General features: G+C 67.4%; 28 protein-coding genes. 12 read left to right on the top strand and 16 right to left on the bottom strand.

What is annotated here, in order from left to right; translation table 11 throughout:
* Window positions 1-13: 13 nt before the first annotated feature.
* Together V0Z78_RS08815 and V0Z78_RS08810 are read right to left on the bottom strand one after the other, a co-directional pair.
* Window positions 14-394 (bottom strand): hypothetical protein, encoded by a 381-nt coding sequence (locus V0Z78_RS08815; RefSeq protein WP_336344258.1) that lies wholly within the window; start codon window positions 392-394, stop codon window positions 14-16.
* 137 nt (window positions 395-531) lie between these two features.
* Window positions 532-1,374 carry an NAD-dependent epimerase/dehydratase family protein gene (locus tag V0Z78_RS08810; RefSeq protein WP_336344257.1) on the bottom strand — a complete coding sequence of 281 codons (843 nt, stop codon included), beginning with the start codon at window positions 1,372-1,374 and terminating at the stop codon, window positions 532-534.
* 269 nt (window positions 1,375-1,643) lie between these two features.
* Between V0Z78_RS08810 and V0Z78_RS08805 the strand changes: the two genes are divergently transcribed.
* Together V0Z78_RS08805 and V0Z78_RS08800 are read left to right on the top strand one after the other, a co-directional pair.
* Window positions 1,644-1,958, top strand: a complete 315-nt coding sequence (locus tag V0Z78_RS08805) for a hypothetical protein (protein WP_336344256.1) — start codon at window positions 1,644-1,646, stop codon at window positions 1,956-1,958.
* A 46-nt stretch (window positions 1,959-2,004) separates the two neighbouring features.
* On the top strand, window positions 2,005-2,244 hold the full coding sequence (locus V0Z78_RS08800; protein ID WP_336344255.1) for a hypothetical protein: 240 nt from the start codon (window positions 2,005-2,007) through the stop codon (window positions 2,242-2,244).
* A 19-nt stretch (window positions 2,245-2,263) separates the two neighbouring features.
* On the opposite strand, the gene V0Z78_RS08795 is transcribed toward V0Z78_RS08800, so the two are convergent.
* Complete coding sequence (locus V0Z78_RS08795) at window positions 2,264-2,551, bottom strand: PadR family transcriptional regulator (protein WP_336344254.1); 288 nt, start codon at window positions 2,549-2,551, stop codon at window positions 2,264-2,266.
* A 231-nt stretch (window positions 2,552-2,782) separates the two neighbouring features.
* Here V0Z78_RS08795 and pdhA point away from each other — a divergent pair, with 231 nt between their 5' ends.
* A complete protein-coding gene (gene pdhA, locus V0Z78_RS08790) occupies window positions 2,783-3,892 on the top strand; it encodes a pyruvate dehydrogenase (acetyl-transferring) E1 component subunit alpha (RefSeq protein WP_336344253.1) in 1,110 nt (369 codons plus the stop codon).
* Between the two features lie 33 nt (window positions 3,893-3,925).
* Here the strand turns inward: pdhA and V0Z78_RS08785 are convergent, their stop codons facing one another.
* Together V0Z78_RS08785 and V0Z78_RS08780 are read right to left on the bottom strand one after the other, a co-directional pair.
* Complete coding sequence (locus V0Z78_RS08785; protein WP_336344252.1) at window positions 3,926-4,225, bottom strand: hypothetical protein; 300 nt, start codon at window positions 4,223-4,225, stop codon at window positions 3,926-3,928.
* Window positions 4,226-4,346: 121 nt separating this feature from the next.
* A complete protein-coding gene (locus V0Z78_RS08780; RefSeq protein ID WP_336344251.1) occupies window positions 4,347-4,958 on the bottom strand; it encodes a class I SAM-dependent methyltransferase in 612 nt (203 codons plus the stop codon).
* 238 nt (window positions 4,959-5,196) lie between these two features.
* Here V0Z78_RS08780 and V0Z78_RS08775 point away from each other — a divergent pair, with 238 nt between their 5' ends.
* On the top strand, window positions 5,197-6,108 hold the full coding sequence (locus tag V0Z78_RS08775) for an NmrA/HSCARG family protein (RefSeq protein ID WP_336344250.1): 912 nt from the start codon (window positions 5,197-5,199) through the stop codon (window positions 6,106-6,108).
* Between the two features lie 67 nt (window positions 6,109-6,175).
* Here V0Z78_RS08775 and V0Z78_RS08770 read toward each other — a convergent pair whose 3' ends face one another.
* Window positions 6,176-7,093, bottom strand: a complete 918-nt coding sequence (locus tag V0Z78_RS08770) for a TIGR03571 family LLM class oxidoreductase (RefSeq protein ID WP_409338731.1) — start codon at window positions 7,091-7,093, stop codon at window positions 6,176-6,178.
* 142 nt (window positions 7,094-7,235) lie between these two features.
* Between V0Z78_RS08770 and thiE the strand changes: the two genes are divergently transcribed.
* Window positions 7,236-7,877, top strand: a complete 642-nt coding sequence (gene thiE / locus V0Z78_RS08765; RefSeq protein ID WP_336344248.1) for a thiamine phosphate synthase — start codon at window positions 7,236-7,238, stop codon at window positions 7,875-7,877.
* A 74-nt stretch (window positions 7,878-7,951) separates the two neighbouring features.
* Window positions 7,952-8,617, top strand: a complete 666-nt coding sequence (locus tag V0Z78_RS08760) for a helix-turn-helix domain-containing protein (RefSeq protein WP_336344247.1) — start codon at window positions 7,952-7,954, stop codon at window positions 8,615-8,617.
* A gap of 138 nt (window positions 8,618-8,755) precedes the next feature.
* On the opposite strand, the gene V0Z78_RS08755 is transcribed toward V0Z78_RS08760, so the two are convergent.
* Window positions 8,756-9,166: a TRAM domain-containing protein gene (locus tag V0Z78_RS08755; protein WP_336344246.1), complete on the bottom strand. Its 411-nt coding sequence runs from the start codon at window positions 9,164-9,166 to the stop codon at window positions 8,756-8,758.
* A gap of 190 nt (window positions 9,167-9,356) precedes the next feature.
* The gene (locus V0Z78_RS08750) at window positions 9,357-11,474 is read right to left on the bottom strand and encodes a beta-glucosidase family protein (protein WP_336344245.1); all 2,118 of its coding nucleotides are present in this window, start codon (window positions 11,472-11,474) and stop codon (window positions 9,357-9,359) included.
* Window positions 11,475-11,632: 158 nt separating this feature from the next.
* Between V0Z78_RS08750 and V0Z78_RS08745 the strand changes: the two genes are divergently transcribed.
* Entirely contained in the window at window positions 11,633-12,286 is a 654-nt protein-coding gene (locus V0Z78_RS08745) for a hypothetical protein (protein ID WP_336344244.1), read from the top strand.
* 61 nt (window positions 12,287-12,347) lie between these two features.
* Here V0Z78_RS08745 and V0Z78_RS08740 read toward each other — a convergent pair whose 3' ends face one another.
* Window positions 12,348-12,494 carry a hypothetical protein gene (locus V0Z78_RS08740; RefSeq protein WP_336344243.1) on the bottom strand — a complete coding sequence of 49 codons (147 nt, stop codon included), beginning with the start codon at window positions 12,492-12,494 and terminating at the stop codon, window positions 12,348-12,350.
* A gap of 374 nt (window positions 12,495-12,868) precedes the next feature.
* Between V0Z78_RS08740 and V0Z78_RS08735 the strand changes: the two genes are divergently transcribed.
* Together V0Z78_RS08735 and V0Z78_RS08730 are read left to right on the top strand one after the other, a co-directional pair.
* Window positions 12,869-16,495: an MMPL family transporter gene (locus V0Z78_RS08735; RefSeq protein WP_336344242.1), complete on the top strand. Its 3,627-nt coding sequence runs from the start codon at window positions 12,869-12,871 to the stop codon at window positions 16,493-16,495.
* Between the two features lie 88 nt (window positions 16,496-16,583).
* Window positions 16,584-16,913: a hypothetical protein gene (locus V0Z78_RS08730; RefSeq protein WP_336344241.1), complete on the top strand. Its 330-nt coding sequence runs from the start codon at window positions 16,584-16,586 to the stop codon at window positions 16,911-16,913.
* Between the two features lie 21 nt (window positions 16,914-16,934).
* Here the strand turns inward: V0Z78_RS08730 and V0Z78_RS08725 are convergent, their stop codons facing one another.
* Complete coding sequence (locus tag V0Z78_RS08725) at window positions 16,935-17,654, bottom strand: hypothetical protein (RefSeq protein WP_336344240.1); 720 nt, start codon at window positions 17,652-17,654, stop codon at window positions 16,935-16,937.
* Window positions 17,655-17,786: 132 nt separating this feature from the next.
* The gene (locus V0Z78_RS08720; RefSeq protein ID WP_336344239.1) at window positions 17,787-18,206 is read right to left on the bottom strand and encodes a VOC family protein; all 420 of its coding nucleotides are present in this window, start codon (window positions 18,204-18,206) and stop codon (window positions 17,787-17,789) included.
* A 135-nt stretch (window positions 18,207-18,341) separates the two neighbouring features.
* Here V0Z78_RS08720 and V0Z78_RS08715 point away from each other — a divergent pair, with 135 nt between their 5' ends.
* Complete coding sequence (locus tag V0Z78_RS08715; RefSeq protein WP_336344238.1) at window positions 18,342-18,602, top strand: hypothetical protein; 261 nt, start codon at window positions 18,342-18,344, stop codon at window positions 18,600-18,602.
* Window positions 18,603-19,155: 553 nt separating this feature from the next.
* Here V0Z78_RS08715 and V0Z78_RS08710 read toward each other — a convergent pair.
* The 5 genes from V0Z78_RS08710 to V0Z78_RS08690 form a co-directional block, all read right to left on the bottom strand.
* A complete protein-coding gene (locus V0Z78_RS08710) occupies window positions 19,156-19,470 on the bottom strand; it encodes a HalOD1 output domain-containing protein (RefSeq protein ID WP_336344237.1) in 315 nt (104 codons plus the stop codon).
* A 186-nt stretch (window positions 19,471-19,656) separates the two neighbouring features.
* Entirely contained in the window at window positions 19,657-21,408 is a 1,752-nt protein-coding gene (menD, locus tag V0Z78_RS08705; protein ID WP_336344236.1) for a 2-succinyl-5-enolpyruvyl-6-hydroxy-3-cyclohexene-1-carboxylic-acid synthase, read from the bottom strand.
* Entirely contained in the window at window positions 21,405-22,757 is a 1,353-nt protein-coding gene (locus V0Z78_RS08700; protein WP_336344235.1) for an isochorismate synthase, read from the bottom strand. The genes menD and V0Z78_RS08700 overlap by 4 nt, the downstream gene beginning before the upstream one ends.
* Window positions 22,758-22,905: 148 nt before the next feature.
* Entirely contained in the window at window positions 22,906-24,093 is a 1,188-nt protein-coding gene (locus tag V0Z78_RS08695) for a Cdc6/Cdc18 family protein (protein WP_336344234.1), read from the bottom strand.
* A gap of 924 nt (window positions 24,094-25,017) precedes the next feature.
* Window positions 25,018-25,614 (bottom strand): sulfite oxidase-like oxidoreductase, encoded by a 597-nt coding sequence (locus tag V0Z78_RS08690; RefSeq protein WP_336344233.1) that lies wholly within the window; start codon window positions 25,612-25,614, stop codon window positions 25,018-25,020.
* A 154-nt stretch (window positions 25,615-25,768) separates the two neighbouring features.
* Here V0Z78_RS08690 and V0Z78_RS08685 point away from each other — a divergent pair, with 154 nt between their 5' ends.
* Both V0Z78_RS08685 and V0Z78_RS08680 read left to right on the top strand, forming a co-directional pair.
* Complete coding sequence (locus V0Z78_RS08685) at window positions 25,769-25,981, top strand: ribbon-helix-helix domain-containing protein (protein WP_336344232.1); 213 nt, start codon at window positions 25,769-25,771, stop codon at window positions 25,979-25,981.
* A 124-nt stretch (window positions 25,982-26,105) separates the two neighbouring features.
* Window positions 26,106-26,384 carry a UPF0058 family protein gene (locus tag V0Z78_RS08680; protein WP_336344231.1) on the top strand — a complete coding sequence of 93 codons (279 nt, stop codon included), beginning with the start codon at window positions 26,106-26,108 and terminating at the stop codon, window positions 26,382-26,384.
* Window positions 26,385-26,434: the final 50 nt, after the last annotated feature.

Raw genomic sequence — 26,434 nt, 5'->3', positions numbered from 1 at the left:
GCCGTCTGCCGGTCTACTCGGTATCGTCGGACGAACCCATGTGGGTCAGCTTGCGCCTCGGTGGTTTCTGGTGACTGATCGCGCCGGCGACGATCGCCCGGCGGACGTGCTCCGCGAACGCGTCAGGAGTCTCGCCCAGACAGACGAGCGCCGATTCCGGGTCGTAGTCGATGGCGTCGCACGCGGCCAGGACCCGCAGGTCGTCTCGCAGCCTCTCCCCGATCCGGTCGGTGGTCTCGCCCAGTCGCGGAGCGACGTACTCGCTCAGTTCCGTGACCGTCGCGGGGTAGGTGCACTCACGGAGATACCGCAGTACGTACCAGCGACGCCTGTTCGCCTTCTGATTGACTGAGGTCGCGACCGGCAGGGAGGACCTCGTCGATATGTCGTTCATTCTATAAACACGGTCGACGGTTACATCAATAGCGTTCTCCCTTGGATGAGCAACTCAGTTAAAAGGAATCGGCGAGCAGAGCGGGACGCTCTCGTCGGAGGGCGGAGACCACGAGCGCCGCTCTCGGATCTCGGCGTCTACTCGGGCGGCTCCTTCCACTCCTCGCCGTCGTCACGCGGTTCGTAGTCGATCGTCCGGCGCGCGTGTTCGATATCGAACCATCGACGGTCGTTGGCGCTCACCCCGTAGAAGACGTCGAACTCGACCGTCTCGTCCACCAGACAGCGCTCGACCATGTGGGCGTGGTCCCGCCGGGACTGCCACGTGCACTTCATGCGCGCGACCTGCCGTTCGTAGGCCTCGTCGCCGCGCTCGAACTCGCCCCGCTCGACGCCGGCCTCCGCGTCGCCGTAGGGGTGGTCGTACTCGGGGTCGCGCACCGAGCAGATGCGAAGCGCGTAGAAGCGCACGCCGTGGGCCTCGCTCGCGAGCCGTCCGAGCCCCTCGCCGTAGACCTTCTCGTTGCCGTACATGGAGTCGGGTCGCGGCGTGACGGTGTGATCGACCCTCAAGTCGAACCCGCGCGAGTAGATCTCGGGTGCGTTCTCCACCTCGTACATCCCGACGGCGTGGTTCGACGAGGCGTAGATGATCGAGTCGACGTCCGCGTCGACGGCGGCGTCGATGACGTTCGCGTGGACGGAGAGGTTCTCGCCGTGTTCCTCGGTCCACCGAATCGTCCGTTCCCACGGTCCACCCTCATCGAGGGGAACGTGGGCGAGGTGGATCACCGCGTCCATCCCCTCGAAGTGGGGTCGGATCTCCCCGTAGTCGCGTGCGTCGGCGACGACCGACTCGACGTCCGGATCCGGGTGCTCCTCGAGGTCGAGGCTCGTAACGGAGTACGCCTCCCGATCCGCGAGGCCGTCCGTGATCGCGGTGCCGACCGTTCCGGCGCCGCCGGTGACGAGGACCTGCATGGACGACGGTTCACCGGCCCGCACTTTCACTGTATCGCCCGTTCCTCGCTCGTCGTCCTCCGATCGAAGATGGCGTGTGGAATGCCAACACTGAGAAGCATCGCGAGTCGCTGCTCCACCTCCTCGGGAACGAGGAGTGGCCCGAGGTCGACGAGCCGACCCCGTGACGGGCTCGATCGGGAGTCGAACCGGAGACGCCAGCGGGAACGGGGTTTCACTTTCACTCCCCTTGGCGGAGCCTCTTGGTGGACCCCCCAGTAGGGAGAGGTATGAAACGCCCGACCAGCAACCCCGACGGTCGACGGGAGACGGCCACCGAGGAGTGCCGACGAGAGCTCCACGTCGGTGCCGGCCTGTGCCTGGGAAGCGCGTTGGGTTACGGCGCGGCGTCGATCGTCGGATCCACGACCGCGATGGCGCTGTTCGGCGCCGCCGTTCCGATCCTGGCCTGTCAGGTCGGACTCCAGTATCGGCTGCTCGGCCGGTTACGGCGCGAGCGGCCGGAGGACGAGGCGTTCGCGGGTCCGGTTCGTTGGAGGAGAGCGAGCGAGTCCCGCATCAACCCGCTCAGGGGCAATCGTTAACGACCTCCACGATCTATTGTGATTAATGGTGGAATTGAACGAGGAAATGTCAGGTGTAGAGGAGGAGATCGCGGCCATCAGATCCCGTCTCAGGGAGTCGATCCCCGACCTGTTCGGGTTCGACGTCGTCGTCGGGAACGTTCAGTACGACGCCAACACGAACACCGTCTCGGCCGTCGTCGAGCCGGGTTCGGAGGCCCAGGAACAGCTCTCGCGAACGTTCGGGGGCGTACAGGCGAAGGCCGGTGGAACGATGGAGTTCGAGTTCGGCGCCACCCGCGAGTAGGCGCTCGACCCGTTGAAGCCTACGCGGAGAGGAGGGTCCCGAGTCGCTCGTCCTCCCACTCCCGTCTCGACTCGATCCCCCGCTCTCCGCGGTCGCTGAGCCGGTAGAAGTTCGTCCGGCGGTCGACCTCCCCCTTCTTCACGAACCCCTTCTCGACCAGCGTATCGAGGTTCGGATACAGACGCCCGTGGTGTACCTCCTTCTCGTAGTACTCCTCCAGCTCCTCCTTGATCGCGAGACCGTGTGGGTCGTCGAGTCCGGCGATCACGTAGAGAAGATCGCGCTGGAATCCAGTGAGCTCGAACACATCAATTAGACGTCGTTGAGTAGAATAAACGTTCTCCCTGTGAGTAATTCAGGGTTCGAGCGGCGTCGGACCCGGTTTTCCGACCACGACCGAGCGCGAGCGGAGACCGAGGGCGGTTCGCTCACCGACGGTCCCGTCGGTTCGTTCCGGGAGGCGGCTCGTCGCTCCGTTCGGTACGCGTCACACCGTAGCCGAGCGGCTTTATGACGCTCCCCGCCATCGTACGGGTGGATGTCACGAGACGTGTTACGACGCGACCCGGACGACCGTATCGAGGTGCTGGGGCCCGACGGGAGCGTCGTCTCGCCCGAACTCCTCCCCGACCTCGACGACGGGACGCTTCGATCGATCTACCGCGACATGCGGTTCTCGCGGCGGTTCGACGGGCGGATGATCAGCCTCCAGCGGCAGGGCCGAATGGGAACCTACTCCTCGCTGGCCGGCCAGGAGGGCGCTCAGATCGGGAGCACGTACGCCCTCCGCGACGACCTGATCGCGTATCAGTACCGTGAGCACGGCGCCGTCGCGGTACGAGGAATGCCCTGGGAGTACCTGCTCTACTGGATGGGCCACGAAGCGGGCAACGCAGCGCTCGCGAACCTCGACGTCTTCCCGCTCGACATCACCATCGGCGACCACCTTCCCCACGCCGTCGGCTGGGCGTGGGCCGCGAAGCTGGCGGGCGACGACCGCGCTGCTGTCGTCCATTTCGGGGACGGGGCGACGAGCGAGGGCGACTTCCACGAGGCGCTCAATTTCGCGGGCGTCTTCGACACCCCCAACGTCTTCTTCTGCAACAACAACCAGTGGGCGATCTCCGTGCCCAGAGAGCGCCAGACCGCGAGCGAGACGCTCGCTCAGAAGGCCGTCGCCTACGGCTTCGAGGGCGTTCAGGTCGACGGCATGGACCCGCTGGCGACCTACGTCGTGACGAAGGCCGCCCGGGAGAAGGCGGTGGATCCCGGTGACGACGAGCGGCGGCCGACGCTGATCGAGGCCGTCCAGTACCGCTTCGGCGCGCACACGACGGCGGACGATCCCTCGGTCTACCGCGAGGATCGGGAGGTCGAACGGTGGCGCGAGCGCGATCCGATCGCCCGGTTCGAGGCGTTCCTCCGGGAGCGCGGCGTGCTCGACGACGACCGGGTCGAGTCGATCGAGACGGAGATCGACGAGACGCTCACGACGCTCGTCGAGCGGGCGGAACGATACGAGGGCGATCCCGTCGAGATGTTCGATTACACGTACGAGAGGCCGACCGAACGACTGAGCGAACAGCGCGAGTACCTCCAACGGCTCCGCGAGACCTACGGCGACGACGCCCTGCGCGCCGACGAGTAGTGCCGATCGCGGAGGGCCGTCGCGGACGACGGGTCAGCGCAGCGCGTCGTAGTGGGTCTCACAGAGCACCGGATCGGGGATCCGGTCGAGGTCGATCTTGGTCCGAGCGAGATCCGAGACGGAGTCGCCCGGCAGTACGCCGTATCTCGGCCGCTCGCTGCAGTTCTGACGCACGCAGACGGGACGGAGCTCGCCGTCCACCTCCTCCTCGGTCGGACGACCGTCGTTGAGCATGGAGAGGTGGCGTGGACAGAGCCTCCCCACCGCCTGTTCGCCCTCGAAGTCGATGAGCACGTCGTCGGACGTCGGCTTGTTGCAGAACACGCAGGGCATGCGTTACGTTGAACGACCACGAGGTATAGTGGTTTCTCCGTTCGGTACGGTACGAACGGGGTGATCGATCCGCTGTAGCCCGTCGAGCGTCTCCGAGCCGGTAGAAGCGACCCCAGTCGGGTCAACGTTCCGTCGCCCGGAACGCCCGGAAGGTGTCACGCTCGAGCGGGACGGCGTCGATCTCGTCGAGGCCGAGCGCGGTGAAGACGCGGCGCCAGTCGCGATAGAAGAGGGGGAAGTCGTCGTTGACGTAGTTCACGTCGACCTCCTCGTCGTCCCCGCCCTCGTTCTCGACGGTGACGAGGAGGTCGGCCGTGATCCGCGCGAGTTCCTCGAAGACCCACTCGTTGTCTGGATGGACGTGCTGGAGCGTCTCGACCGAGTAGACGGCGTCGAACGCGTCGTCGCCGAACTCCCTCACGACGTCCTCGATTGCGCCGTGGTGGAAAGTCCCGGCGGCGGCGAGGTCGGGGTAGCTATCGGCCATCACGTCGAACGCGTCGCCGTTGATCTCGATGCCGTGGAGGTCCTCGTAACCGCCGTCGTGGAGGTGGGCGAGATGCCGACCCGAGCTACAGCCCAGTTCCAGAACGGCCGCGTCCGGACCGACGACGGCGTCGATTCGATCGCGGATCAGATCGCTCGTCTCGTCCGGTCCGTAGTAGGCGTAGTACTCCGGCGAGTACTCGCCCGACCGTTCCGCCCAGCCTTCGAGGACCTCGTCGGAGTTCACTCGCTGCGGTAGGGGGCCGGCGCGTAAAAACCCCGGAGAACCCGCCGCGTCCGACGGCGGTCGTCGGAGTGCTCGAACCCGGTAACGTCGACGTCACGTGGTATCCTCGGCGTCGCCGAACGGGTATAGGGTTCCGGAACGAACCGGGTAACGTAATGACACTCAACCGTTCGGGCGGCTCGGAACCGGGCGTATCGCACACGAAGCGACTCGGCGGCGCGTGGAGGTCGGACTGACGATGGCGGACGAACCGACGCGCGTCCTCGTGACCGGCGCGACCGGCAACCAGGGCGGAGCGGTCGTCGATCACCTCCTCTCGTCGGATACGGCGTTCGACGTCCGCGGGCTGACCCGTGATACGAGCGGTGAGACGGCGCAAGCGCTCGAGGAACGGGGTGTGACGATGGTCGAAGGCGACCTGGACGATCCCGGCACCCTCCGGGGACCCGTCGGCGACGTAGACGCCGTCTTCGGCGTGACCAACTTCTGGACGCAGGGCTACGAGAACCAGGTTCAGCAGGGGAAGAACCTCGCGGACGTCGCGAGCGACGAGGGCGTCGAACAGTTCGTCTTCAGCGGCGTCGGGAGCCACGAACGCGACACCGACGTACCCCACTTCGACTCCGCCTGGGAGATCGAACGACACGCCCAGAATCTCGACCTACCGATGACGGTGCTCCAACCGGTGTTCTTCTTCCAGAACCTCGAGGCGTTCGCGGAGGACGTCGTCGAGGACGGGACGCTCGCGCTCCCGCTCGAGGAGGGCGTCCCGCTCCAGATGGTCGACGTCGACGACGTCGGCCGCGCTGCCGCGGTCGCGTTCGCCGATTCCGAGTCGTTCGTCGGCGAGCGCTTCGAGCTCGCGGGCGACGAGAAGACGCTCGAGGAGACCGCGGCAGTCCTCTCGGAGGTCACCGGCGTCGACGTCGAACCGGTTCACGTCCCCATCGAGGACGCCTACGAGAGCTTCGGCGAGGAGTTCACCGTCATGTGCGAGTGGTTCAACGAGGAGGGCTACGAGGCCGACATCGGCGCCCTCTCGGAGACGTTCGGTTTCGAGTTCACGGCGCTCGAGAAGTACCTCCACGAGTACGGCTGGGAGGACAAGGAGGGGATGGCCGCGACGCCCGGCTGGGTGAAGGCGCTGTAGAATCGGAACCCCGACGGCCGACTCGAGAGGTGGGAGGATCCGCGTCGTTGGCCGCGGTGCTCGACCCCTACACCTGGTCCATCACGTCCTCGGCGAACGCCGCCAGCGCCCGTTCCGGGTCGTCGCCGCGAACCGAGACGAGGACGTGGTCGACGCCCATCCGCTCGAGGTCGCGGAAGTACTCGACGAACCAGTCGCTTCCAGCGCGAAACCCCTGTTCGATCGGCTCTGGATCGGCCCCGGGATCGGCGACGAGGTCGACGCCCACGGCCATGACGAACGGTTTCCCCCCGCCGACGCCGCGCCAGTCGTCGAGGTAGTCCTCGAGCGTCCGCCGCGGGAGGTGGTAGAACAGCCAGCCGTCGCCGTGTTCGCCGATCCACTCGAGCGACTGACGGGAGCGACCGGTGACGAGCAGCGGGAGCGTTTCGTCGGTGGGCTTCGGGACGAGGTCCAGCCGCCCGTCGAGGCTGCCCCATCGCGTCTCCAGTTCGGGGAACTCCTCGCGCCAGACGGTCCTGAGGGTGCGGACGCTCTCGCGAAAGAGCGCGTCACGCTCGTCCTCGTTCACCCCGAACGCGTCGTACTCCGGCGGTCGGTCGCCCGAGGCGATCCCGAGGAGGAGCCGCCCGTCGGAGAGCCGATCGATCGAGGCGGCTGACTTCGCGACGTGCAGCGGGTGACGAAGCGGCAGGACGACGCTCGCGGTGCCGAGCGCGACCTCCCCGGTGTGGGTCGCCGCCAGCGTTAGCCACGTCCAGGGGTCGTAGCTCCCGCCCGCGTCGCGGAACTTCGGCCAGTAGGTCGGGACGTCCCGTGCCCAGAGCGCGTCGAAGCCGACCCCCTCCGCGTGGGCGGCCAGACGCATCTCCCTCTCGGTCGAGGGGACTCCCTCGTCGACGCCCGTGAGCGGGAACGCCGTGCCGAACGTGAGTCCCTCTTCGCCGAACAGCCTCCGATATCCCCGGTTCTCGTGGCCGTTCATCGTCGGGATCGGCTCGGGTCGTTCATGTGGGACGGTCGGAGCGAGCGGTGAAAAGGGATCGGCTCGGAGACGGCTCACGCGCGTCGGCGGGACAGGGCGGAAAACCGCCAGTACTTCACTCCGGCGGCGACTGACGTCGAGCATGAACGGGGAGTACGGAACGTATCTCGTCACGCAGGAGGACCTCTCGGCCGGCCGGTCGACCACCGAGGTCGTCGAGGCGGCCATCGCCGGCGGGGTCGACGCCGTTCAGATCCGCGAGAAACACGCTACTGCACGGCGCCGTTACGAACTCGGTCGGGAGCTGCGCCGCCTGACGGCCGACGCCGGCGTCGACCTGATCGTCAACGACCGGATCGACCTCGCCGCCGCCGTCGACGCCGACGGCGTCCACCTGGGTGCCGAGGACCTCCCGGTATCGGTCGCGCGGGAGCTACTGGACGACGCCGTCGTCGGCCGATCGGTCTCGGGCGTCGAGGCGGCCCGCGAGGCCGAGGCCGCCGGCGCCGACTACCTCGGCGTCGGCGCCGTCTTCGTCACGACCTCGAAGGACGTCCCCGACGAGGAGAGCGGGATCGGGCTCGCTCGCGTGAAGGCGATCGCCGACGCGGTCGACGTGCCGCTGGTCGGCATCGGCGGCATCACGGTCGAGAACGCCGCCGACGTGGTCGCCGCCGGGGCGACGGGCGTCGCCGTCATCTCGGCGATCACCGGCGCAGACGACCCGAAGACGGCGACCCGGACGCTGGTCGACGCCGTCGCCGCCGGACGGAAGCGCCGATGAGGCGACTCTCCGGCCCCGGTGACCGCTCCGAATCGAACCGGACCACCTATCCACTCCGAGCCTAGACCAACCCCATGGCGACGATCGGCGAGATCTACCTCCCGGACGACGAGTTCGCGCTGTGTCATACGCTCGAGACGATCGAGAGCGTCCACTTCGAGATCGAACGGATGGTCGCCCACGACTCGGATCATCTCATGCCGTACGTCTGGGTCTCGGACGTGGATCGAACCGAACTCGAGGACGTACTGGAGGACGATCCGACCATCGACGAGTTCGAACTGCTCGCCGAACCCGACCAGGACTATCTCTATCGGATGAACTGGATCGACTCGATCGAGACGCTCGTCCACATTCTCACCGAGGAGGAGGGGACGATCCTCGTCGCGGAGAGCACGGATCGGGGCTGGTTCCTCCGGGTCCTGTTCCCGAGCCGGGAGGCGCTCTCTGCTACCTACGACTTCTGTCAGGACCACGACCTCTCCATCGACGTCCAACGGATCTACAACATCGACGACGGCCGACAGGGTCGGTTCGGCCTGTCAGCGGACCAGGAGGACACGATCGCCGAGGCGTACGAACGCGGCTACTACAGCGTTCCTCGGCGGACCTCACTGACGGACCTCGCCGAGGACCTCGACATCTCACACCAGGCGCTCTCCGAACGGCTGCGCCGTGGACACCAGCGGCTGGTCGAGAACACGGTCATCGTCGGCCGGAAGGACGGAAAGGAGGAGTGAGCGACCGACTCGCCGTTCGATCGGCGAGGGACCACTTCGAACGGTCGTGCCGGGCCTCGAACCCAGGGCGTCCGCGAGCGGTCGACGCACGAACGTTCGTCCGGGAGATCCCCGACCCCGGTTCGGGAGGCGGGACGGTTACCGATCGACGACCGACGCAAACGCCACGTTCGGTCGCACGGTCTCGATCCTGACGGTGACCTCGTCGCCGGGTTCGGCGTCGGGAACGATCAGGACGTAGCCCCGTGCGACCTTCGCGATGCCGTCGCCTTGGTCGCCGACGGTGTCGATCGTGACGTCGAGGACGTCGTTCTCGGCGACCGGTGGTCCCTCATTCCCCTCGGACCGGGACTGTGGCTCGTCGGCCGACGTCCCGGACGGTCCTCGGGCGACGTCCGGCCGAGCGAGGACTGCGACCTCGTACGTTCTCGTCGGATCGATCTCGTCGCCCTCGACCACCGACGGCGGCACTCGAATGACGTGCTTGTCGTTGCGGGTGTCGAGGGTCGCGCTGAACAGGGAGCGCAGCCCGTCTGGTACCTCGACCATCGATACGGTACGTTTCGACACGGCGCGCATAGTCTTTTGCATCCGCTACGCCCGTGGACAAAACGGGATCACGTCGAACGTTCGGCCGACCGGTCGAACCCGCCGAGGGACGCTCTGAGACCGCTCGCAGAACGATCGAAAGCGCTTGAGGAGTCGTGACGTCGCCACGGCGGTTCCGATCTGCAATCGGCTACCGGCTCACCTCGACGGATCGCTTCGCGCGGACGTCGCGCGAGGAACGTCCGACGAGGAGCGTGAACCGTCCCGGATCGACGCACCAGCCGTCGTCCTCGTCGTAGCGGGCGAGCGCGTCGCGATCGACCGTCAGCGAGACGCGTCGCCGCTCGCCGGGGTCGAGACGGAGCTTCGCGAAGGCCGCCAGTTCGCGCTCGGGCCGCACGACTGGCGGGTCCTCCGCCCGGGCGTAGAGCTGGACGACCTCGGTACCGGATCGCTCGCCCGCGTTTCGGACCGGGATCGACAGTTCTAGACTATCTCCGTTCCTCTCGACGGCGGGGTCGCCGTACTCGAAGCGGGCATAGGAGAGTCCGTGGCCGAAGGCGAACAGCGGCTCGATCCCCTCACGATCGAAGTGGCGGTAGCCGACGAAGACGTCCTCATCGTACCTGACGCGGTCGTCCACGCCCGGAAACGACTCGGCGGTATCCGTGGGGTAGTCCGTCTCTCGCCGGCCAAACGTGACCGGGAGCCGTCCGCCCGGATCGGCGTCGCCGAACAGGACGGTCGCGAGCGCTTCGCCGTCGGCCTGTCCCGGGTACCACGTCTCGACGACGGCGTCGACCTCGTCGATCCACGGACACTCGACCGGGCCGCCGGTCCGAAGGACGACGACGGTCCGATTGGCGGCGTCGGCGACCGCGGAGACGAGTTCGTCCTGCTCGCCGGGAAGCCGGATGGTCGGGCGATCCTCGCCCTCGGTGGTGTCGTCCCGGACCACCACGACCGCACAGTCGGCGGACGCCGCCGTCGCGACGGCGGCATCGAGGTCGGGGTCCTCGTCGACCGACTCGTCTGTTCCGTCCCCGCCGGACTCGAACGCGTCGAACAGCGACGACTCGACGATCGGCGCGACGCCGCGTTCGAACGTTAGACCCGCGGCGCGCTCGCCGAGTCCCTCGAGCGGGCTCGTCCGGACGACGGGGGAGACCTCGGAACTGCCACCGCCGCCGAGCTTCGCGCGTTCGGCGCTCGGGCCGACCAGCGCGACGTCGGCGTCGTCCGAAAGCGGGAGAATTCCGTCATTCTTCAGCAAAACCGTGCCCTCGACGGCGATCCGCCGGGCGAGCCGTCGGTGGGCGGGCGTGTCGAGCGCGCCCTCGGGACGGTCGTCGTCGAACAGGCCGAAGCGGTCCATCGTCCGGAGGAGCCGGCCGACCTTCTCGTCGACGAGCGCCTCGTCCACGGCACGGCTCTCGACGGCCTCGCGGAGCGGTTCCCCGAACAGGCCGCCCTCGTGCATCGCCGGGAGGGCGTCGGGAAACTCGATGGTCGCGGGATCGACGTCATCGGATAACGCCTCGGCCGGCGGGAGCTCCTCGAACGGGGCGCCGGGCATCTCGAGGTCGAGACCGGCCTCGGCGGCGCCGACGGTGCTCTCGGTCCCCCACCAGTCGGAGACGACGTAGCCGCCGAACCCCCACTCGCCCTTCAGGACGTCACGGAGCAGTCGGCGATGCTCGCTCATGTGGACCCCGTTTACCCGGTTGTAGGCGGTCATCACCGAGCCGACGTCCGCCTTCTCGACCGTCGCGCGGAACGCGGGGAGGTAGAGCTCGCGTAGCGCCCGTTCGCTCACCTCCGCGCTCGCCACATAGCGGTTCGTCTCCTGGTTGTTCGCGACGTAGTGTTTGACCGTCGCGATCACGCCCGCCGACTGGACCCCCTCGACGAACTCGACGGCGAGCCGCGAACTCAGGTAGGGATCCTCGCCGTAGTACTCGAAGTTACGTCCGCCATGGGGCACCCGAACGACGTTCACTCCGGGCGCGAGCAGGACGTCCTGGTCGTGGGCGCGAGCCTCGCGTGCCGTCGCCGTGCCCTGCTCGCGCGCTAGCGACGGCTCCCACGCCGCCGCGAGCGACAGCGTCGCCGGGAACGCCGTCGCCGACTCACCCTCCGCGCGGACCCCCAGCGGCCCGTCGACGAGACGGAGCGACGGGATCCCGAGCCGATCGATCGACGGGACGTACCCGGTCGCCCTCCCGTCGGGATCGGCCGCGCCGTGGACCAGTCGGATCTTCTCGTCGAGCGTGAGTTCGGCCACCAGCGAGGACACGTCGACGCTCACCGTCGACCTACCTCCTCGTTCATCGGTACTGCCAGCAGGGAGCTCTTCGGGTTAAACGTTCCTCGTTCACGACTCACCCGGTTCGTCGCACGAGGGCTCGAGAGCCGCGCGGACGACAAACGGCAGAACCTTTGGGAAACGGCCGTATCGGTACGACGATGGCTGACGCAGACGACGAAGACGAGCGGGGTCGGAGGCGCCGTCGTGCGGTTCGGAACGCGGGAGCGCTCGCCGGAGTCCTCTCGGCGCTCGGCGCGTCGGGGAGCGCCGGAGCGGCGGCCGAGCGACGAGGACGAACGCGTCCCGTCTGTCCGGGCGGCGACGCCTCGAGCGGCCCGAACGACTGGCACCTCGACATCGTGGCGGAACAGCTCGCGCTGCGCGAGTCGAACGGACCCCGCCTCGACGAGGACGGCGTTCGGACGGTGCTGAGCGAACACGACGGGGAGTTCGACGGGGCGTTGATCCTCCTCGCCGCGAGCGACTTCGGCCAGCCTCGCGTCTTCCTGCCCGAGAGCGTCTCCGACCAGGGTGCAGCGCTGCGGACGATCCTCGACCGGGTGCACGAACGGCGGTGGCGCGAGGAGAACCGCGACCTCAGAGAGATCCGCGATCGGGCGTTCGACGAGGTCGAGGGGATCCACCAGGCGCTACCGGCGCTCTACCACGGTGACGGCGCGGAGTACGACGTCACCGCCCCGTGGGAGGGGGGACCCTACAACTTCCGGACGATCACCCAGCTCGTGGGGTTCGTCGACTGGATGGCGAACGCCGACGACCGCTGGCTCGGGAACCACCGCCTCACGTACTGAACGAGCTCTCGAACCCGATCGGTGCGACGAGCGGAGCGACCGCTCGGCCGGGAACGGCGAACTACTCGACGACCGCGTGATCGATGGCGAACCTGCCGACCTGTTCGAGAATCGTGGACGGTTCGAAGACCCCGAGGTAGCTGCCGACACCCACGACGACGGCGACGCAGACGGCGAACGCGAACACGAGGAGCAGGAAGCTCGCCAACGACTCGTCGACGACCGGATACGAGACTCCGTATGACGTGATCGGTGGGACTCGAGAGGACGGCGGTCCCGAAGAATCACTACCTATACGCGATCCGTCCATATCACCCTATCCGTGCCGGTCCCGGCCAACCATGAGCGATCACACACGACTCGCCGCGGACGGGGTCCGCCGCCGGGACCACCACGGAGGGGCGTGTGAACGAACGTGTCGCTATATGAAGAGTATACACCCACTAATCCCCTCACCCCGAGGGTCGTCCCGTCCCGTTCGAGGACACCGCCGGCGTTCGAAAGCGATAAACCCGCTACCGTTTGTAGTAGCATACATACAGTTGATTCTCAGAACGACGTCGGTACGAGGCGGGGAGGCGAATGGGGCTCAGTGACCGTCTGGTGCGGACGATCACGCGACGAAGCCGGACGGTCATCGCCGCGCTGCTGGTGCTCTCGCTGGTCGTCGGCAGCGGCGTCACGGCGGTCGAGCAGTCCTCCTCGTTCGACCAGTTCGAAACCGACAGCGAGGAGGCGGAGAAGCTCGAGTACGTCGAGGAAAACTTCGGCACCGACGACAACGAGACGACCGCACAGATCATCGTCCGTGACGGGGACGCGCTGTCGAAGTCCTCGCTGATCTCGACGCTCGAACTCCAGCAGGAGTTCCGCGAGGACGAGACGATCGAGCCGACGCTCGCGGAGGAGCCCTTCGCCGACCTCTCGAACGTCGTCGCGACGACGGCGATCATCGACGAACGCCAGTCCGAGCTCGAGGACCGGGCCGACGAACTCGAGGAGCGCGGGGAGGAACTCGAGGAGCGCGGTAACGAACTTCAGGAACGCGGCGAGAACCTCGAGGCCGAACAGGAGGAACTCGAGGAGGACGCTGCGGAACTCGAGGAGGACCGTGAGGCGCTCGAAGAGGACGCCGCCGAACTCGAGGCGGAGGGTGAAGAGCTCGAGGAGCGCCGGGCGGCCCTCGAGGAGGAGCAGGAAGCGCTCGAAGAGGACGCTGCTGAACTCGAGGCGGAGGGCGAGGAACTCGAGGAACGCCAGGCGGCCCTCGAGGAGGACCGGGAAGCGCTCGAGGCCCGCGGCGAGTTCATGACGGAGACGCTCGACGAGACGCGTGAACTTCGGACGGCCTACGATCAGGGCGAGATCACGGCACTGGAGTACGCGGCCGGGATCGAATCACTGCGGGCGGACGCGGAGGAGGAGCTGCCCGCGGACGAGTTCGAGGCGTTCTCCCCGTTGATCGACGACGTCGCGGGAACGCAGGCCGAGCTGAACGAACTGAACGCCCAGTACGAGGCCGGCGAGATCGACGAGGAGGAGTACGAACGGCGACAGGCGGATCTCACCGCCGAGATGGAGGGACACTACGGCGCCATCGAGGAGGAGGTGCTCGCCGATGCGGCGGCCGATCTCGAGGAACGCGGGAGCGCACTCGAGGAGGACGCCACCGAACTGGAGGAACGTCAGGCGGCCCTCGAGGAGCGTAGCGAGGAGCTCGAGGAGCGCGGTAATGCACTCGAGGAGGACGCCGCCGAACTGGAAGAGCGCCAGGCATCCCTCGAGGAGCGCGGTAATGCACTCGAAGAACGGGGCGAGACGCTGGAAGAACGCGGTGAGGAACTCGAGGAACGCGGTCAGGCGCTCGAGGCCGAGGCCGACGCGCTCGAGGAGGATCGGGAGGCACTCGAGGCCGAGGCCGACGAACTCGATGAGGAGTTCGACGAGCTCTCCGAGATCGACCCCACCACCGAGGAGCAGATCGAACAGCTGGAGTCGATGGACCGGTCGGAGATCGACGAGGTGACCGAGTCGGTGCTCGACGAGGACGGGAACGGCGACGGCGGGGCGTACGCGTTCCTACCGACGGATCACGAGCCGGGCTCGACCGACGCCGAGGCGCGGACGATGTTCGTCACCCAGACGACCGAGCAGGCACAGAGCGGCATGGAGGGCGAGGCGCCCGACGCGCTGGTCGACTCCCAGCTCGCGATGCAGTCGACCCTGGACGAGCGATACGGCGAGAGCGCGTTCGTCTTCGGCTCGGGGGTCATCGCCGACGAGAGCGACCGGTCGATGACCGACAGCCTCACGCTCGTTCTCCCGCTGGCGCTGCTGTTCGTGACGATCGTGCTGACGCTGGCCTACCGGGATCTCCTCGACATCCTCGTCGGCCTGTTCGGCATCCTCCTCGTGCTGGTCTGGACGTTCGGGTTCATGGGCTGGGCCGGGATCGCGTTCAACCAGATCATGATCGCGGTGCCGGTGTTGCTCGTGGGGCTGAGCATCGACTACGCGATCCACCTGTTCATGCGCCACCGCGAGCAACGAAGCGAACTCGACGAGGACGCTGGGGGCTCCACCCGCATCGCGATGGAGCACGTCATCGGCGGGCTGGGCGTCGCGTTCGTCCTCGTCACCGCGACGGCCGTGATCGGCTTCCTCTCGAACCTCGTCAGCCCGATCGGCCCCATCCGGGAGTTCGGCATCGTCAGCGCGGTCGGCATCTCCGCCGCGCTGTTGATCTTCGGCGTGCTCGTCCCGGCGATCAAGGTCGAGCTCGACGCCCTGCTGGAGGGCTACGGGTTCGACCGACGAAAGCGCGCGTTCGGGACCGGCGGCGGCTTGACGAGCGGGTTCCTCGCCGGCGGCCAGCGCGCCGCCCGCCGCGTCCCGTGGACGGTCGTGATCGCCGCGCTGCTCGTGACTGCAGGCGGCGCCTACGGCGCGACGCAGGTCGAGACCACGTTCGAGGAGGAGGACCTCATCGCCGACGACCCGCCGGCGTGGATGCAGGAGCTGCCCGAACCGCTCGCGGTCGGCGAGTACTCGGCGAAGACACACCTCGACTACGTCAACGACAACTTCCTGCGCCAGGACAACCAGGCACAGGTGCTCATCGAGGGCGACGTCACCCGGGACGACACGTTAGAACGGGTCGACGAGGCCGAGGAACGCGCCGCGGAACGGGAGACGACGATCGTCCTCTCGAGCGGCGACGCGGACGTCAGGAGCCCGCTGTCGGTCATGGAGTCGGTCGCCGCGGAGGACGAGGAGTTCGACGAGACGTTCTCCGAGGCGGACACGGACGGCGACGGCGTTCCCGACGAGAACCTCGAGGCGGTCTACGACGCGCTCTACGAGGCCGACGAGGAGCGCGCCGCCGAGGTGGTCCACCGGACCGAGGCCGGCGAGTACGAGGCGCTGTTGCTAACCGTCTCCGTCCGGGGCGGGGCCGGCACCGACGCGGTGACCGAGGACGCCCGCTCGGTCGCGACCGTCGTCGACGGCGACGGTCTGGAGGCGACCGCGACGGGCGGGGAGATCGTCGGCGGCATCGTCGAGACGGAGCTGTTCGAGACCGTCGTCGAGAGCCTCGTCGTGACGCTCGTCGTGGTGTTCGCGTTCCTCATGGCCGTCTACCGCAGGCTCTACGGCAGCGCGCTGCTCGGCGCCGTCACGCTGTTCCCGATCGTGCTGACGGTCGCGTGGATCCTCGGGACCATGTATCTCCTCGGCATCCCGTTCAACGTCATAACGGGGATGATAACGAGCCTCACGATCGGGCTCGGCGTCGCCTACAACATCCACATGACCGAGCGGTTCGTCCTCGAGGGACGACGCGGCCGAGGGATCTGGCAGGGGCTCTACCGCAGCGTCACCGGAACCGGCGGGGCGCTGCTCGGCAGCGCGGCCACGACCGTCGGCGGGTTCGGCCTCCTCGCCTTCGCCATCGTGCCGCCGCTCCGGCAGTTCGGGCTGATCACGGGCCTGACGATCGTCTACGCGTTCCTCGGAAGCGTGTTCGTTCTGCCGAGCCTGTTGGTGCTCTGGAACAGGTACCTCCGCCCGCCGGGCGGCGCCACGGACGACTCCTCGGCCGACGCCACGGACGCGGGAGCGATCTACACGAACGCGAGCGCGGAGACGACCGTGGCCGGCGAGACCCGCACCGTCGATACGGCGCGGAGTCCGGAAGGCGACGACTGACTTCCGTCCGATCCGGCTTCGAGCGGTGCGGGGCACCGATCGCGGGTACGAAAGGATAATCCGAACGTGTGCCGAGGTACACGGTACCATGAGGAAACACGCCGACTGGATAACGCAGGTGGACGAACGGGTCCTCGAGGCGCTCGAGGACAGCGAGTTCCCGCTCCCGAAGGAGGAGATCCGCGAACGGTTGGCCGAGGCGGGCGCCGGCGACGCGATGGTCTACGCCCAGTCCTACGTCGACGCGCGCATCGCGCGGCTGCAGGCGTACGGGTTCGTCGACGCCACCCGCACCCAGCAGTACGCGCTGAGCGAGAAGGGGGCGCTGTTTCTGCGGGGGAAGTTCGACGCGAGCCTGGCCAGGTCGGGCGACGCGGGCGAGCGACCGGTCCACCCGAACGTGGACGTCATAGAGTGATACCGCGGTCCCGCGGCGCCGTCACGACCCCTCCTCGACGTTCTCGGTAGCGTCGTCCGTACGCTCCTCCGGCGAGAACCGTTGCTCGATCTCCTCGGCGTGTTCGGCGAGACGGTAGTTCGGCTTCAGGAGGACCAGCGTCGCCAGCACGCCCACCGCCAGACCGATGGGGGCTGCGACGGCCGCCCCCAGCAGCTGGAGCGTCGTCAGATCGAACGCGTTCGCCCGGAGCAGCGTCCACAGCGCGCCCGCCAGCCCGAGCACGATGCCGATCGCGCCCGTCCACGCGCCGACGGGTGACGAGGCGGTCTCGTAGCTGAAACGGACCAGGACCAGTCCAGCGAGGAGCGAGAGCGTGAGCACCGCCGCGAGGAGTCCGAGGTATCCGACCGTCGGCAGCGCGACCTCCGGCAGCCCTACGCTCGGTAATCCCGGTCCCGCCCCGGTCGACGAGAGGTCGTCGACGCCCGCCACGAGCAGTTCGAAGCCGGCGACGAGGGCGTAGTCCACCACCCGCGCCAGCAACACCAGCACCTCCACGAGAACCGAGAGCCCGGCCTCGAGAGCGTCGACGACGGCGTCCGCTCCCCGTACTCCGAGGGCGTGAGCCACGCCCACGCCGAGCGCGAGCGCCGCTACGGCGATCGCGTGTCGGCTGAGCAGTCGGACCACGGTGATGGCCACCGCGAGGGCGACGACGACGAGGCCGGCGGAGGGTTCGGAGGGAATCGTATCGAGCATGGGAGCTCCTCCCCGCGTTCGCGGTTCGGATCACCCGTCCTTGGCGACGCGAGGACGTGAGGGTTTCGCGTCGGTTTCGCCGAGCGTGGCCGATCGATGCTGGTGTCGGCCGCCGGGGGCCGATCGAAGCCCCTACGCCTCGAGAACCTCGACGAGGTTTCCCTCCGGATCCCGGAGGAAGAGGATGCGAGTCCCGCTCTCGGTCGTGCGCGGTTCGCTCGTCGTCTCGACCTCGGGCGGGAGGTCGTCGTGGAAGGCATCGAGGTCGTCGACCGCCAGCCCGAGATGCGTCGCGCCGGGCTGGTTGACGGCCGCCTCGGACCGCGCCTCACTCTCGGGATCGTACTCGACGAGTTCGATCCGGGCGCCGCCGCCCTCGAGGTGGGCGAAGGTCCCCGTCGCCCTCTCGACGTCGACGGCCTCCGAGAACGCCTCGCCCGAGACGTCGAACCGATCGAGCAGCGCCAGGCCGAGCACGTCCTGATAGAACTCGACGACGCGCTCGAGGTCGGTCACGGTCACGCCGACGTGGTGTGCGCGCGGGTTCGCCATACCTGGGGTCGCGGTCGCCGCCGTCAAACCCGTTTCGTCTCGGTCGTCATGGCGGGTCGTCGACCGGTGATCGTAGTGCTGATGTACGAGTGGGTCCACCCTTCGAAACCATGGCAAGGACGGTGATGGGCTGAGATGAACGACGGAGCACAACACCGACTCCGGCGGTTCGAACTGGTACGCTACGAGGACGCATCGGTCACCTCGGGGACGGGTATCGTCGCGGTCGGCGTCGAGTTCCCCTCCGGCTACGTGGAGATGGAGTGGCTCAACGAGCGAAATCCCAACCTCGACACCGCCGCGAACGGACACGCCTCCTATCCGGGCGGGATCGACGACGTTCGACGCGTCCACGGCCACGGCGGCCGGACGGAGGTCCGCTGGATCGACGGCTGACGGCGCTCGTAGGGCGCCGTGTTTGCTCGAGAGGGAGGGCGGGCGTACGTGAGCGTGTGGTGAGTCGACGGTCGGGGACGGTGCATCCGCCGACGGCTACGTGTGGTCCGGTCGCCGAGACACGATCGACCCGTCGGGCGCCGAGATACGATCGGTCTTCTGTCGCTGTACTCGATCGGACGGTCTCGGAACAGTATGGAGGTATGATCGTAGTCCCACCCTGCAGGGCTCCGGGTTCGGTCGATCCCGGTCCGTCCGCGTCGTCCGTCGCTCGTTCGAGGGTCGAGCGCTCCGTCGCGTAGTGGAGGAAGGTGTCGACCGATCCGACGGCGATCCAAAGTTCGACCGTGACGACCTCTATGCCGCGAGCGAGACCCGTATCCGGAGGACGACGACCCCCGTCTCGAGGACCCGATCGATCACCTCGACGAGACGCGAGGTGATCGGCCGTTCCGATCGCTCGCTCATCGACGTTCCTACCTCGTGTAGCCAATGATCACGCTTTCGTCTCCGCTACGACTCCGGCGCCGGTCCCCTCGGTCCCGTTCAGTGGTCACGCGCCGGTCGGCGTGTATATCGATATCCAGCCGTCGTTCGCCACCGTGATCCTGTACGTCTCGTACATGAACGTCACGACCGAGGACTCCCGGGAGCCGTCCCTCCCGCCCGTGTCGAAGAACGCGTCGCCGAGGCTGGCGGGGTCGAAGTAGTCCGCCAGAGGCGGCATACGCGAGTAGTCGAGCGGATCGGCATCCTTCGCCTCCGCGATGGCGAGCACCAGCGTCGTGACGAGTTTTTCGTCGTCGGTCGGATCGTACTGGGACCGACCGATCAGCTCCCACTCGTCCCGTCCGTCGTTGGATGCCATGATCGAGCGTCTCCTCTCACAGCGCGTCGGGCGTCCCGTCGACGCTGCGAAACGGATCGTGATCGTGGCGGCGCTTCCCTTCGACCGGTTATATCCTTTCCGTTTCGCGCTCGCTCGGTCGTGATCCGCGTTCGACGTGCGCCTCGAACGCTGAGGTCCGAACGAGGAAGGAGACGTCGGAAGCGATCACGCGTCGAACGCCGATCCGACGCGTTCGTGGACGTCCTCACGTCTCCGGTGGCTCGCCTCGCCGTCGACGACGACCTCGATCACCTGTGCACCGTCGCTCTCGAGCGACGCGTCGTAGGCGTCGACGAATCCCTCGAGCGAGTCGGTTCGAACGAAGTCGAGACCGTAGAGATCGCCGGTCGGCGCGAGCTCCAGGCCATGGGGCGTCTTGAACTGGTCGGTGAACGGCGGGTCGAATCCCTCGATGGGGAGCATGTGGAAGATGCCGCCGCCGTCGTTGTTCAGCAGGACGATCGTCGCATCCAGAGCGAGACGGCCGATCGCGAGCAGCCCGTTCATGTCGTGGTAGTACGCGAGGTCGCCGATCACGAGCACCAGCGGGTCGTCCGTGGCGCTGCCGGCGCCCAGCGCGCTGCTCGTGATCCCGTCGATGCCGCTGGCGCCCCTGTTTCCGAGGGTCGTGAGGTCGGCCTCCCGGGGGCGAGCGAAGCGGTCGGCGTCGCGGATCGGCATGCTGTTGGAGACGAACAGGGTCGCCGGGTCGGGGACACGGGCGAAGACGTGGTGGAGGACGGCTCCCTCGAAGAGCCGGTCCGTGGCGTCGTCGATCAGCGTCCAGTAACGCTCCTCGGCGCGGTCGAACCGTTCGCGCCAGTCGGAATCGGCCGGCGGTGCGTCGAGATCGGCCGTGATCGAACGCGCGAGGCGTGTCTCGTCCGCGATCAGCAGGTCCGTCGCGGCGAACGTCGCCTCGCGCCACTCGCCGGCGGGGTCGACGAGGAACTGACGAGCCTCTGCGTCCCGTAGGTACTCCCTGAGGACCTTCGAGGTCGGCGAGGCGCCGAACCGGAGAACGAGGTCGGGGCTCGGGGAACCCGGGGTATCGAGCCAGGAGTCGTAGCCGCCGACGACCGTGACGTCGGCGCGGTCGGCGACCCCGAAACGCACTCCCGAGATGGGATCGGCGAGGATCGGAAAGCCCGTTGCCCTCCCGAGCGCCGCGATCGCCCCCGCGTCGGGACCGTCGGCGGGCCCGGCGACGATCAGCCCGCGATCGCTCCCCCGAACGGCGTCGACGACCTCCCGGCGATCGGCGGTCGGGAGCGCCGGACGACCTCGAGCCACGGAGACGTACGGTCCCTCGCGACCCTCGGCGGCGGTCGGGTGGTGCTCCGCGAACTCCGGGGGGACGTCGCCGGGAACGTCGACCGGCTCGAGCGGCTTCGCGAAGGGGGCGTTCAGGTGGACCGGTCCCGCCGGCGTCCCGGTGCTCTCGGCGACCGAGCGGGCGACCGTCGTCCGCAGTGAGCGGAGTTTTCGGTCGTCCGCTTCGGGCTCGGGTAGCTCGCGATAGCGACGGACGGCGTCGCCGTAGAGCTTCGTCTGGTCGACCGTCTGGTTCGCACCGCTGTCGCGGAGTTCGGCGGGGCGATCCGCGGTGAAGAGGAGCATCGGAACTCGCGCCTGATTCGCCTCGATCACGGCGGGATGGAAGTTCGCGGCAGCGGTACCGGAGGTACAGACCAGCGGCGCCGGCCGGTCGGTTCGTTTCGCCCGGCCGAGCGCGTAGAACGCCGCCGATCGCTCGTCGAGATGTGAATGGATCGCTACCTCCTCGCGTTCGGCGAGGGCGACCGTCAACGGCGTCGAACGACTGCCCGGCGCGACGCAGATGTCCTCGATTCCCGCCTTGGCGAGCTCGTCAGCGATCGCTCGCCCCCAGAGGACGTTCCGATTGGGCGCGGTCATCGCTGCGAGAGCGCGTCGAGGATCGGGCGGTATTTGAGCTGGACCTCCTCCCACTCCTCATCGGGATCGCTGTCGGCGACGATACCGTTGCCCGCGAACAGCGCGACGGTCCGGCCGCTCGCGACGCCCGATCGGATCGCCACGGCGAACTCGCCGTCGCCGGCCGCATCGAACCATCCGACGGGGGCGGCGTACCAGCCGCGATCGAACGTTTCGGTCTCGCGGATCGTCTCCAGGGCCGTCTCGGGCGGGAGCCCGCCGACTGCGGGCGTCGGATGGAGCGCCTCGACCAACGAGAGGACGTGTTCGTCGCTCGCGAGCCGTGCGGTGATCGGCGTCCTGAGGTGCTGGATCGTCGCGAGCTTCCGGACGGTTCGGTCCTCGACGCTCACCTCGCCGAGCGGTGCGAGCTGTTCGCGGATCGTATCGACGACGACGCCGTGTTCGCGTTCGAGCTTTCCGCTCTCGAGCAGCGACGCCATCAGCTCGTGGTCCTCTTCGGGGCTCTCGCCCCGAGCGACCGAACCCGCCAGCGCCTCGGTCCGGACGGTTCGATCCCGAAGCGACACCAGCCGTTCGGGCGGTGCGCCGAAGAAGCCGGCCGTGGCGGTCGGCTCGATCAGGAACCGGTAGCAGTCGGGGTAGGTTCTGCGAAGGCGTTCGAGCACGTCGGGGATCTCGATCGGCGCCTCGAGGTCGGCCTCGAGCGCCTGGGCGAGCACGACCTTCCGAAGGTCGCCGGCGTCGATTCGCGCGGTGGCAGCGTCGACCTGCCGGGTCCACTCCCGCCGGGAGGTCGTTCGACGGGTGGCCGCGACGCCCGGCGGCCTGCCGCTCGGCTGCATCTCGGGGTAGTCCGAGAGGCTCTCTCGGGCGCGTTCGAGTTCGGTCGTCACCGCGGCGGCGTCGACCTCGGCTCCGTACTCCGAGACCGTGAGCCAGGTGCCGTCGTCGGTTCGCGTGAGCTGGATCCGCGGCACGACGAACTCCGCGGCGGGGAACCCCTCCCAAGGGGGCGAGTCGCCGTGATCCTCGTCGAAGGCGAATCCGCCGAACGCGCGCGGTCGCACCGATGCGGGGAGTTCCGCGTCGACGTCGGAGAAGAGCCGATCCGCGTCCGACCGGAGCCGATCGAACCGATCGGGACCGCTCGCGGTCAGGCGCGCGGCCGCGCCGGCGCCGACGATCTCGGGGCCGGCCGGCGCGGCCCAGTGGATCCGTGGTGGGTCGTGGCGGGCGAGAAACGTTCGATAGGAGAGTTCCGGCACCTCGCAGGCCCGGCTCACCAGCACGGCCTCCGTTCGGGCCTGGGCGGCGGATATCGGACCCTCGGGGTGCGAGGACGTCATTACCCGTTCTCAGGGTTCCGGCCCCTTCAGCGTGCCTATCCGGGGTCGGACACCGGGTTTCCGGTGAAACACACCGGGTTTCCGGTGAACGAGAGGGACGAGGACGGAGACGGGGAACCGTTCCGGACGCATCGACGGAAACGGCCGATCAGGCTGGGTCGACGAGCACGTCACGGACGACGTCGGCGTCCTCGAGGAGTCGGTGACGGGTGTAGCTACCCTCGGCGCTGCCGCCGCTGTGGCGCGACTGCTCGATGATGTCGAGGAAGGCGTGTTCCTTCAGCAGGTCCCGCACCCGACGCAGCGAGAGCGGTTCGGCGCCCTCCTGTCTACAGATCTCCTCGTAGACGTCGTAGATCGCCGTCGTTCGGAAGCCGTCGCCGCCGTTGAGCGAGAGCACCGTCAGCGCGTGGAGCACGTAGCGCGAGTGGGGCGTCGATCCGCGTATCAGTTCGCGAAACCGATCGGTCTCGGCGCGCTTCCGCGCGTCGGTGACGTACCCCTCCTGGACGGAGTCGGCACCCGTCGACTGGGCGATCTCGCCGGCGTACCGAAGGATGTCGATCGCCTTCCTCGCGTCGCCGTGTTCGCGGGCGGCGAGCGCCGCGGCCCGCGGGATCACGCCGCCTTCGAGGACGCCGTCGCGGAAGGCGTCGCGGCGAGCCTCCATGATCTCGCCGAGCTGCGAGGCGTCGTACGGCGGGAAGACGAACTCCCGCTCGCAGAGACTGCTCTTGACGCGCTCGTCCATCCGGTCCTTATACCGGATCTTGTTGCTGATGCCGACCACTCCGATCTTGCAGTCGGTGAGCTTGCCCGCCTCGCCCGCCCGCGAGAGCTGCATCAGGATGGCGTCGTCCGCGAGTTTGTCGATCTCGTCGAGGATGATGAGCACGACGTCGTAACGCTCGTCGAGGATTCGCCAGAGGCGTTTGTAGTAGGTCGCCGTGCTGATCCCCTTGTCGGGGACGTTTACGTCCGTTTCGGCGTCGTTGAAGCTGCTCGCGATCGTCTGAACCGCCTGTGTCTCGGTGGTGTCCTGAGCGCAGTCGACGTAGGCGAACGCGGCGGTGACGCCCTCGGAGCTCGCGGCGTCGATCAGGCGCTGGGAGACGTGTTTCGCGCACAAGGACTTCCCGGTGCCCGTCTTGCCGTAGATGAGGATGTTGCTCGGGCTCTGGCCGAAGATCGCCGGGTTGACCGCGTTCGCGAGCAGCTTGATCTCCTCGTCGCGTCCGACGATCCGACCCTCGTCGGGCAGGTGGTTGATCTCCAGCAACTCCTTGTTGACGAAGATCGGATCGTCGCGAATGAACAGCTCGTCCGTCTCGACCATACCCCACACCACGTTTCCGGTGAAATAGGTCTGCCGCTTTCGACGCTCCTCGTCCGAGGACCGACGTCGTTCGACCCGCGCGCACACACCACGTTTCCGGTGAAACGGCGGGGGAAGGGGGATTGCTCCAGACGAAGGACGGCACTCGTCGTGAGAACGGACGAAAACCACGAACGAACGCCGGCAGGTCACCGGCGTCAGTTCGTTACGTGACTTCAGCCAGAGGACGATCTCCAGGTCGGAAACTCCGTTTCGCGTCGGCTGGGAACGACCGACGCCTCGTTCCTTCGTTCGTTCGACGACTGAGTCAATGGACGGTGACGAAGGTGAAGTATATAACTCTATACATTCATACGTTCGGCGTGGGATGCTTGTAGGAGACGAGTAGATTAGAAATAGGTTAGACATGGAAAGAGAGAGTAGGAGGAGAAGGCCGGACGTAGGTCGGGGTCGAGTCAGAAGTAGAGGGAGAGTGGGTGAGGCGGAAGTTGCCGATTACGGTTCGTGTGGATTTCGTCGATCTACGAGTCCACGGATGGCTCCCTCGAGACGGTCCTTCGAACCGACCTTCCTGCCATCGATCGCCGGGGTTGGCCAGCCATTGAGAACCCGGGATTAGCCGGCGACCGGGAACCCGGGATTAGCTGGCCATCGGGAGCACGGCTCGGGCTGGGTGGCCCCGACCTCTGACTCGCCTCCCGAGTCTAGCATCCCTTCCTCTGTTCACCGATCTCCCTCCGGTCGCCCCACCCCGGGGCCCCTCTCTCACGACCGTTTTCACCGGAAACCCGGTGTGTGTCCGCCCTCGTTCCGGTTCGCGTCCCCGACATCGGGAGGGATCGTGCCTCGCCATTGATCGTTTTCCGCGGCGAGCACTCCACGGAAGGGTAACGGCGGCCGTTCGTCGTTCGTGCCGTTCGATCGTCAGCCGTAGCGCTCCTCGTTCCACGGGTCGGCGGTGTTGGAGTAGCCGCGTTTCTCCCAGAAGCCGCGTTCGGGTTCGGTCAGGAACTCGACTCCGTCGACCCACTTCGCACCCTTGTAAGCGTACTTGTGTGGCGTGACCACTCGTAGGGGACCACCGTGGTCCGGCGGAAGGTCCTCGCCGTCGAGTTCCCAGGTGAACAGCACCTCCTCTCGGTTGCAGGCCTCGAGCGGAAGGTTCGTCGTATAGCCGTCGAGCGCCGAGAACATGACGTGGACGGCGTCGTCGTGAACGCCCGCGCGTTCGGCCAGGTCGGGAAACGAGACGCCGGCGAACTCGCAGTCGAACCGGCTCCAGCCGGTGACGCAGTGGAAGTCCTGGCGCTGCGTGCGAGTCGGAAGCGCCCGGAACTCCTCCCAGGAGAGGGAGAGTTCCTCCTCGACTGCCCCGGTGACGGTGAACTCCCACTCGTCGGGGTCCCACTCCGGAACGGGGCCCTTCGAGAGCACCGGGAACTCCGAGGTCTCGCGCTGGCCGGGCGGCAGCCGCTCCTCGCCGAACTCGCGATAGAGGTCGGTGACGTCGGTGACGCTCATGCACGTCGGTAGTCCGGCGAACCACGTAGACCTACCGACCGCCCGCCGATCCGCCTCCGCGAACCGACACGTCCGTCCGCGGAGCGATGGTCGAGTCGGGATCGGCGGGCCCACCAGAGTTATATATGCTTCCGTCGAAGCCCCGGACGTTCCGATGCCGAAAGTAGAGATAACCGTTCCCGAGCACCTCGAGATGCAGATCGCCCAGATGGTAGAACAGGGCGAGTTCGTCAACCGCGAGGAGGCGATCGAGGAACTACTGTCGACGGGAATCAAGGCGTACAAGACGAGCGGAGCACAGATGGACGACGATGCCGCGCTCGAAGACGACGGGATGATGGGCCACGACGACGAGTACGTCTTCTGATCCGTTCGCCGCGAGTCCCACGCTCGAGTTTCGGGACGATCGCCCTTGAGAGTCCGTGACGCGTGGACGTTCTCCTCGAACGCGGGAAATTCTTAACACCACCACCCACCTATCGACGAACAAGATGCACAAGGACGAGCTCCTCGAACTCCACGATCAGATGGTGACCATCATGAAGTACTTCAAACGTCAGGAGGGGGTCGACGAGAACCTCTTCGCTCCCTACGACCAGCTGGACGTCGATCCCACGCACGTCCACAAATCGAAGAGCGAACACAAACACGCCGTGTTCGTCCTCGGCAACGCGCTGGCGAACGCCATGAGCGAGGACGAGTTCTCGAGCGCCGGCCGCCTCGGCAAGCGCATGAAGGAACTCGCGGACGACGCCCAGCGGAAGATCTGAGCGCCGCCACTATATTACACCTACCTTTTGTCGGAAGGATTATGTCTCCT

This window comes from Halalkalicoccus sp. CG83, from assembly GCF_037081715.1.
Taxonomy (GTDB): Archaea; Halobacteriota; Halobacteria; order Halobacteriales; family Halalkalicoccaceae; genus Halalkalicoccus; species Halalkalicoccus ordinarius.
Note: the sequence above shows the minus strand (reverse complement) of the source record. Positions and strands in the feature narration are given on the sequence as shown.

What these genes read in the sequence shown, in the direction of transcription:
- V0Z78_RS08815 (WP_336344258.1), bottom strand. Translation starts at nt 394, where the DNA reads ATGAACGACATATCGACGAGGTCCTCCCTGCCGGTCGCGACCTCAGTC.
- V0Z78_RS08810 (WP_336344257.1), bottom strand. Translation starts at nt 1,374, where the DNA reads ATGCAGGTCCTCGTCACCGGCGGCGCCGGAACGGTCGGCACCGCGATC.
- V0Z78_RS08805 (WP_336344256.1), top strand. Translation starts at nt 1,644, where the DNA reads ATGAAACGCCCGACCAGCAACCCCGACGGTCGACGGGAGACGGCCACC.
- V0Z78_RS08800 (WP_336344255.1), top strand. Translation starts at nt 2,005, where the DNA reads ATGTCAGGTGTAGAGGAGGAGATCGCGGCCATCAGATCCCGTCTCAGG.
- pdhA (WP_336344253.1), top strand. Translation starts at nt 2,783, where the DNA reads ATGTCACGAGACGTGTTACGACGCGACCCGGACGACCGTATCGAGGTG.
- V0Z78_RS08785 (WP_336344252.1), bottom strand. Translation starts at nt 4,225, where the DNA reads ATGCCCTGCGTGTTCTGCAACAAGCCGACGTCCGACGACGTGCTCATC.
- V0Z78_RS08775 (WP_336344250.1), top strand. Translation starts at nt 5,197, where the DNA reads ATGGCGGACGAACCGACGCGCGTCCTCGTGACCGGCGCGACCGGCAAC.
- V0Z78_RS08770 (WP_409338731.1), bottom strand. Translation starts at nt 7,093, where the DNA reads ATGAACGGCCACGAGAACCGGGGATATCGGAGGCTGTTCGGCGAAGAG.
- thiE (WP_336344248.1), top strand. Translation starts at nt 7,236, where the DNA reads ATGAACGGGGAGTACGGAACGTATCTCGTCACGCAGGAGGACCTCTCG.
- V0Z78_RS08760 (WP_336344247.1), top strand. Translation starts at nt 7,952, where the DNA reads ATGGCGACGATCGGCGAGATCTACCTCCCGGACGACGAGTTCGCGCTG.
- V0Z78_RS08755 (WP_336344246.1), bottom strand. Translation starts at nt 9,166, where the DNA reads ATGGTCGAGGTACCAGACGGGCTGCGCTCCCTGTTCAGCGCGACCCTC.
- V0Z78_RS08745 (WP_336344244.1), top strand. Translation starts at nt 11,633, where the DNA reads ATGGCTGACGCAGACGACGAAGACGAGCGGGGTCGGAGGCGCCGTCGT.
- V0Z78_RS08735 (WP_336344242.1), top strand. Translation starts at nt 12,869, where the DNA reads ATGGGGCTCAGTGACCGTCTGGTGCGGACGATCACGCGACGAAGCCGG.
- V0Z78_RS08730 (WP_336344241.1), top strand. Translation starts at nt 16,584, where the DNA reads ATGAGGAAACACGCCGACTGGATAACGCAGGTGGACGAACGGGTCCTC.
- V0Z78_RS08725 (WP_336344240.1), bottom strand. Translation starts at nt 17,654, where the DNA reads ATGCTCGATACGATTCCCTCCGAACCCTCCGCCGGCCTCGTCGTCGTC.
- V0Z78_RS08720 (WP_336344239.1), bottom strand. Translation starts at nt 18,206, where the DNA reads ATGGCGAACCCGCGCGCACACCACGTCGGCGTGACCGTGACCGACCTC.
- V0Z78_RS08715 (WP_336344238.1), top strand. Translation starts at nt 18,342, where the DNA reads ATGAACGACGGAGCACAACACCGACTCCGGCGGTTCGAACTGGTACGC.
- V0Z78_RS08710 (WP_336344237.1), bottom strand. Translation starts at nt 19,470, where the DNA reads ATGGCATCCAACGACGGACGGGACGAGTGGGAGCTGATCGGTCGGTCC.
- menD (WP_336344236.1), bottom strand. Translation starts at nt 21,408, where the DNA reads ATGACCGCGCCCAATCGGAACGTCCTCTGGGGGCGAGCGATCGCTGAC.
- V0Z78_RS08700 (WP_336344235.1), bottom strand. Translation starts at nt 22,757, where the DNA reads ATGACGTCCTCGCACCCCGAGGGTCCGATATCCGCCGCCCAGGCCCGA.
- V0Z78_RS08695 (WP_336344234.1), bottom strand. Translation starts at nt 24,093, where the DNA reads ATGGTCGAGACGGACGAGCTGTTCATTCGCGACGATCCGATCTTCGTC.
- V0Z78_RS08690 (WP_336344233.1), bottom strand. Translation starts at nt 25,614, where the DNA reads ATGAGCGTCACCGACGTCACCGACCTCTATCGCGAGTTCGGCGAGGAG.
- V0Z78_RS08685 (WP_336344232.1), top strand. Translation starts at nt 25,769, where the DNA reads ATGCCGAAAGTAGAGATAACCGTTCCCGAGCACCTCGAGATGCAGATC.
- V0Z78_RS08680 (WP_336344231.1), top strand. Translation starts at nt 26,106, where the DNA reads ATGCACAAGGACGAGCTCCTCGAACTCCACGATCAGATGGTGACCATC.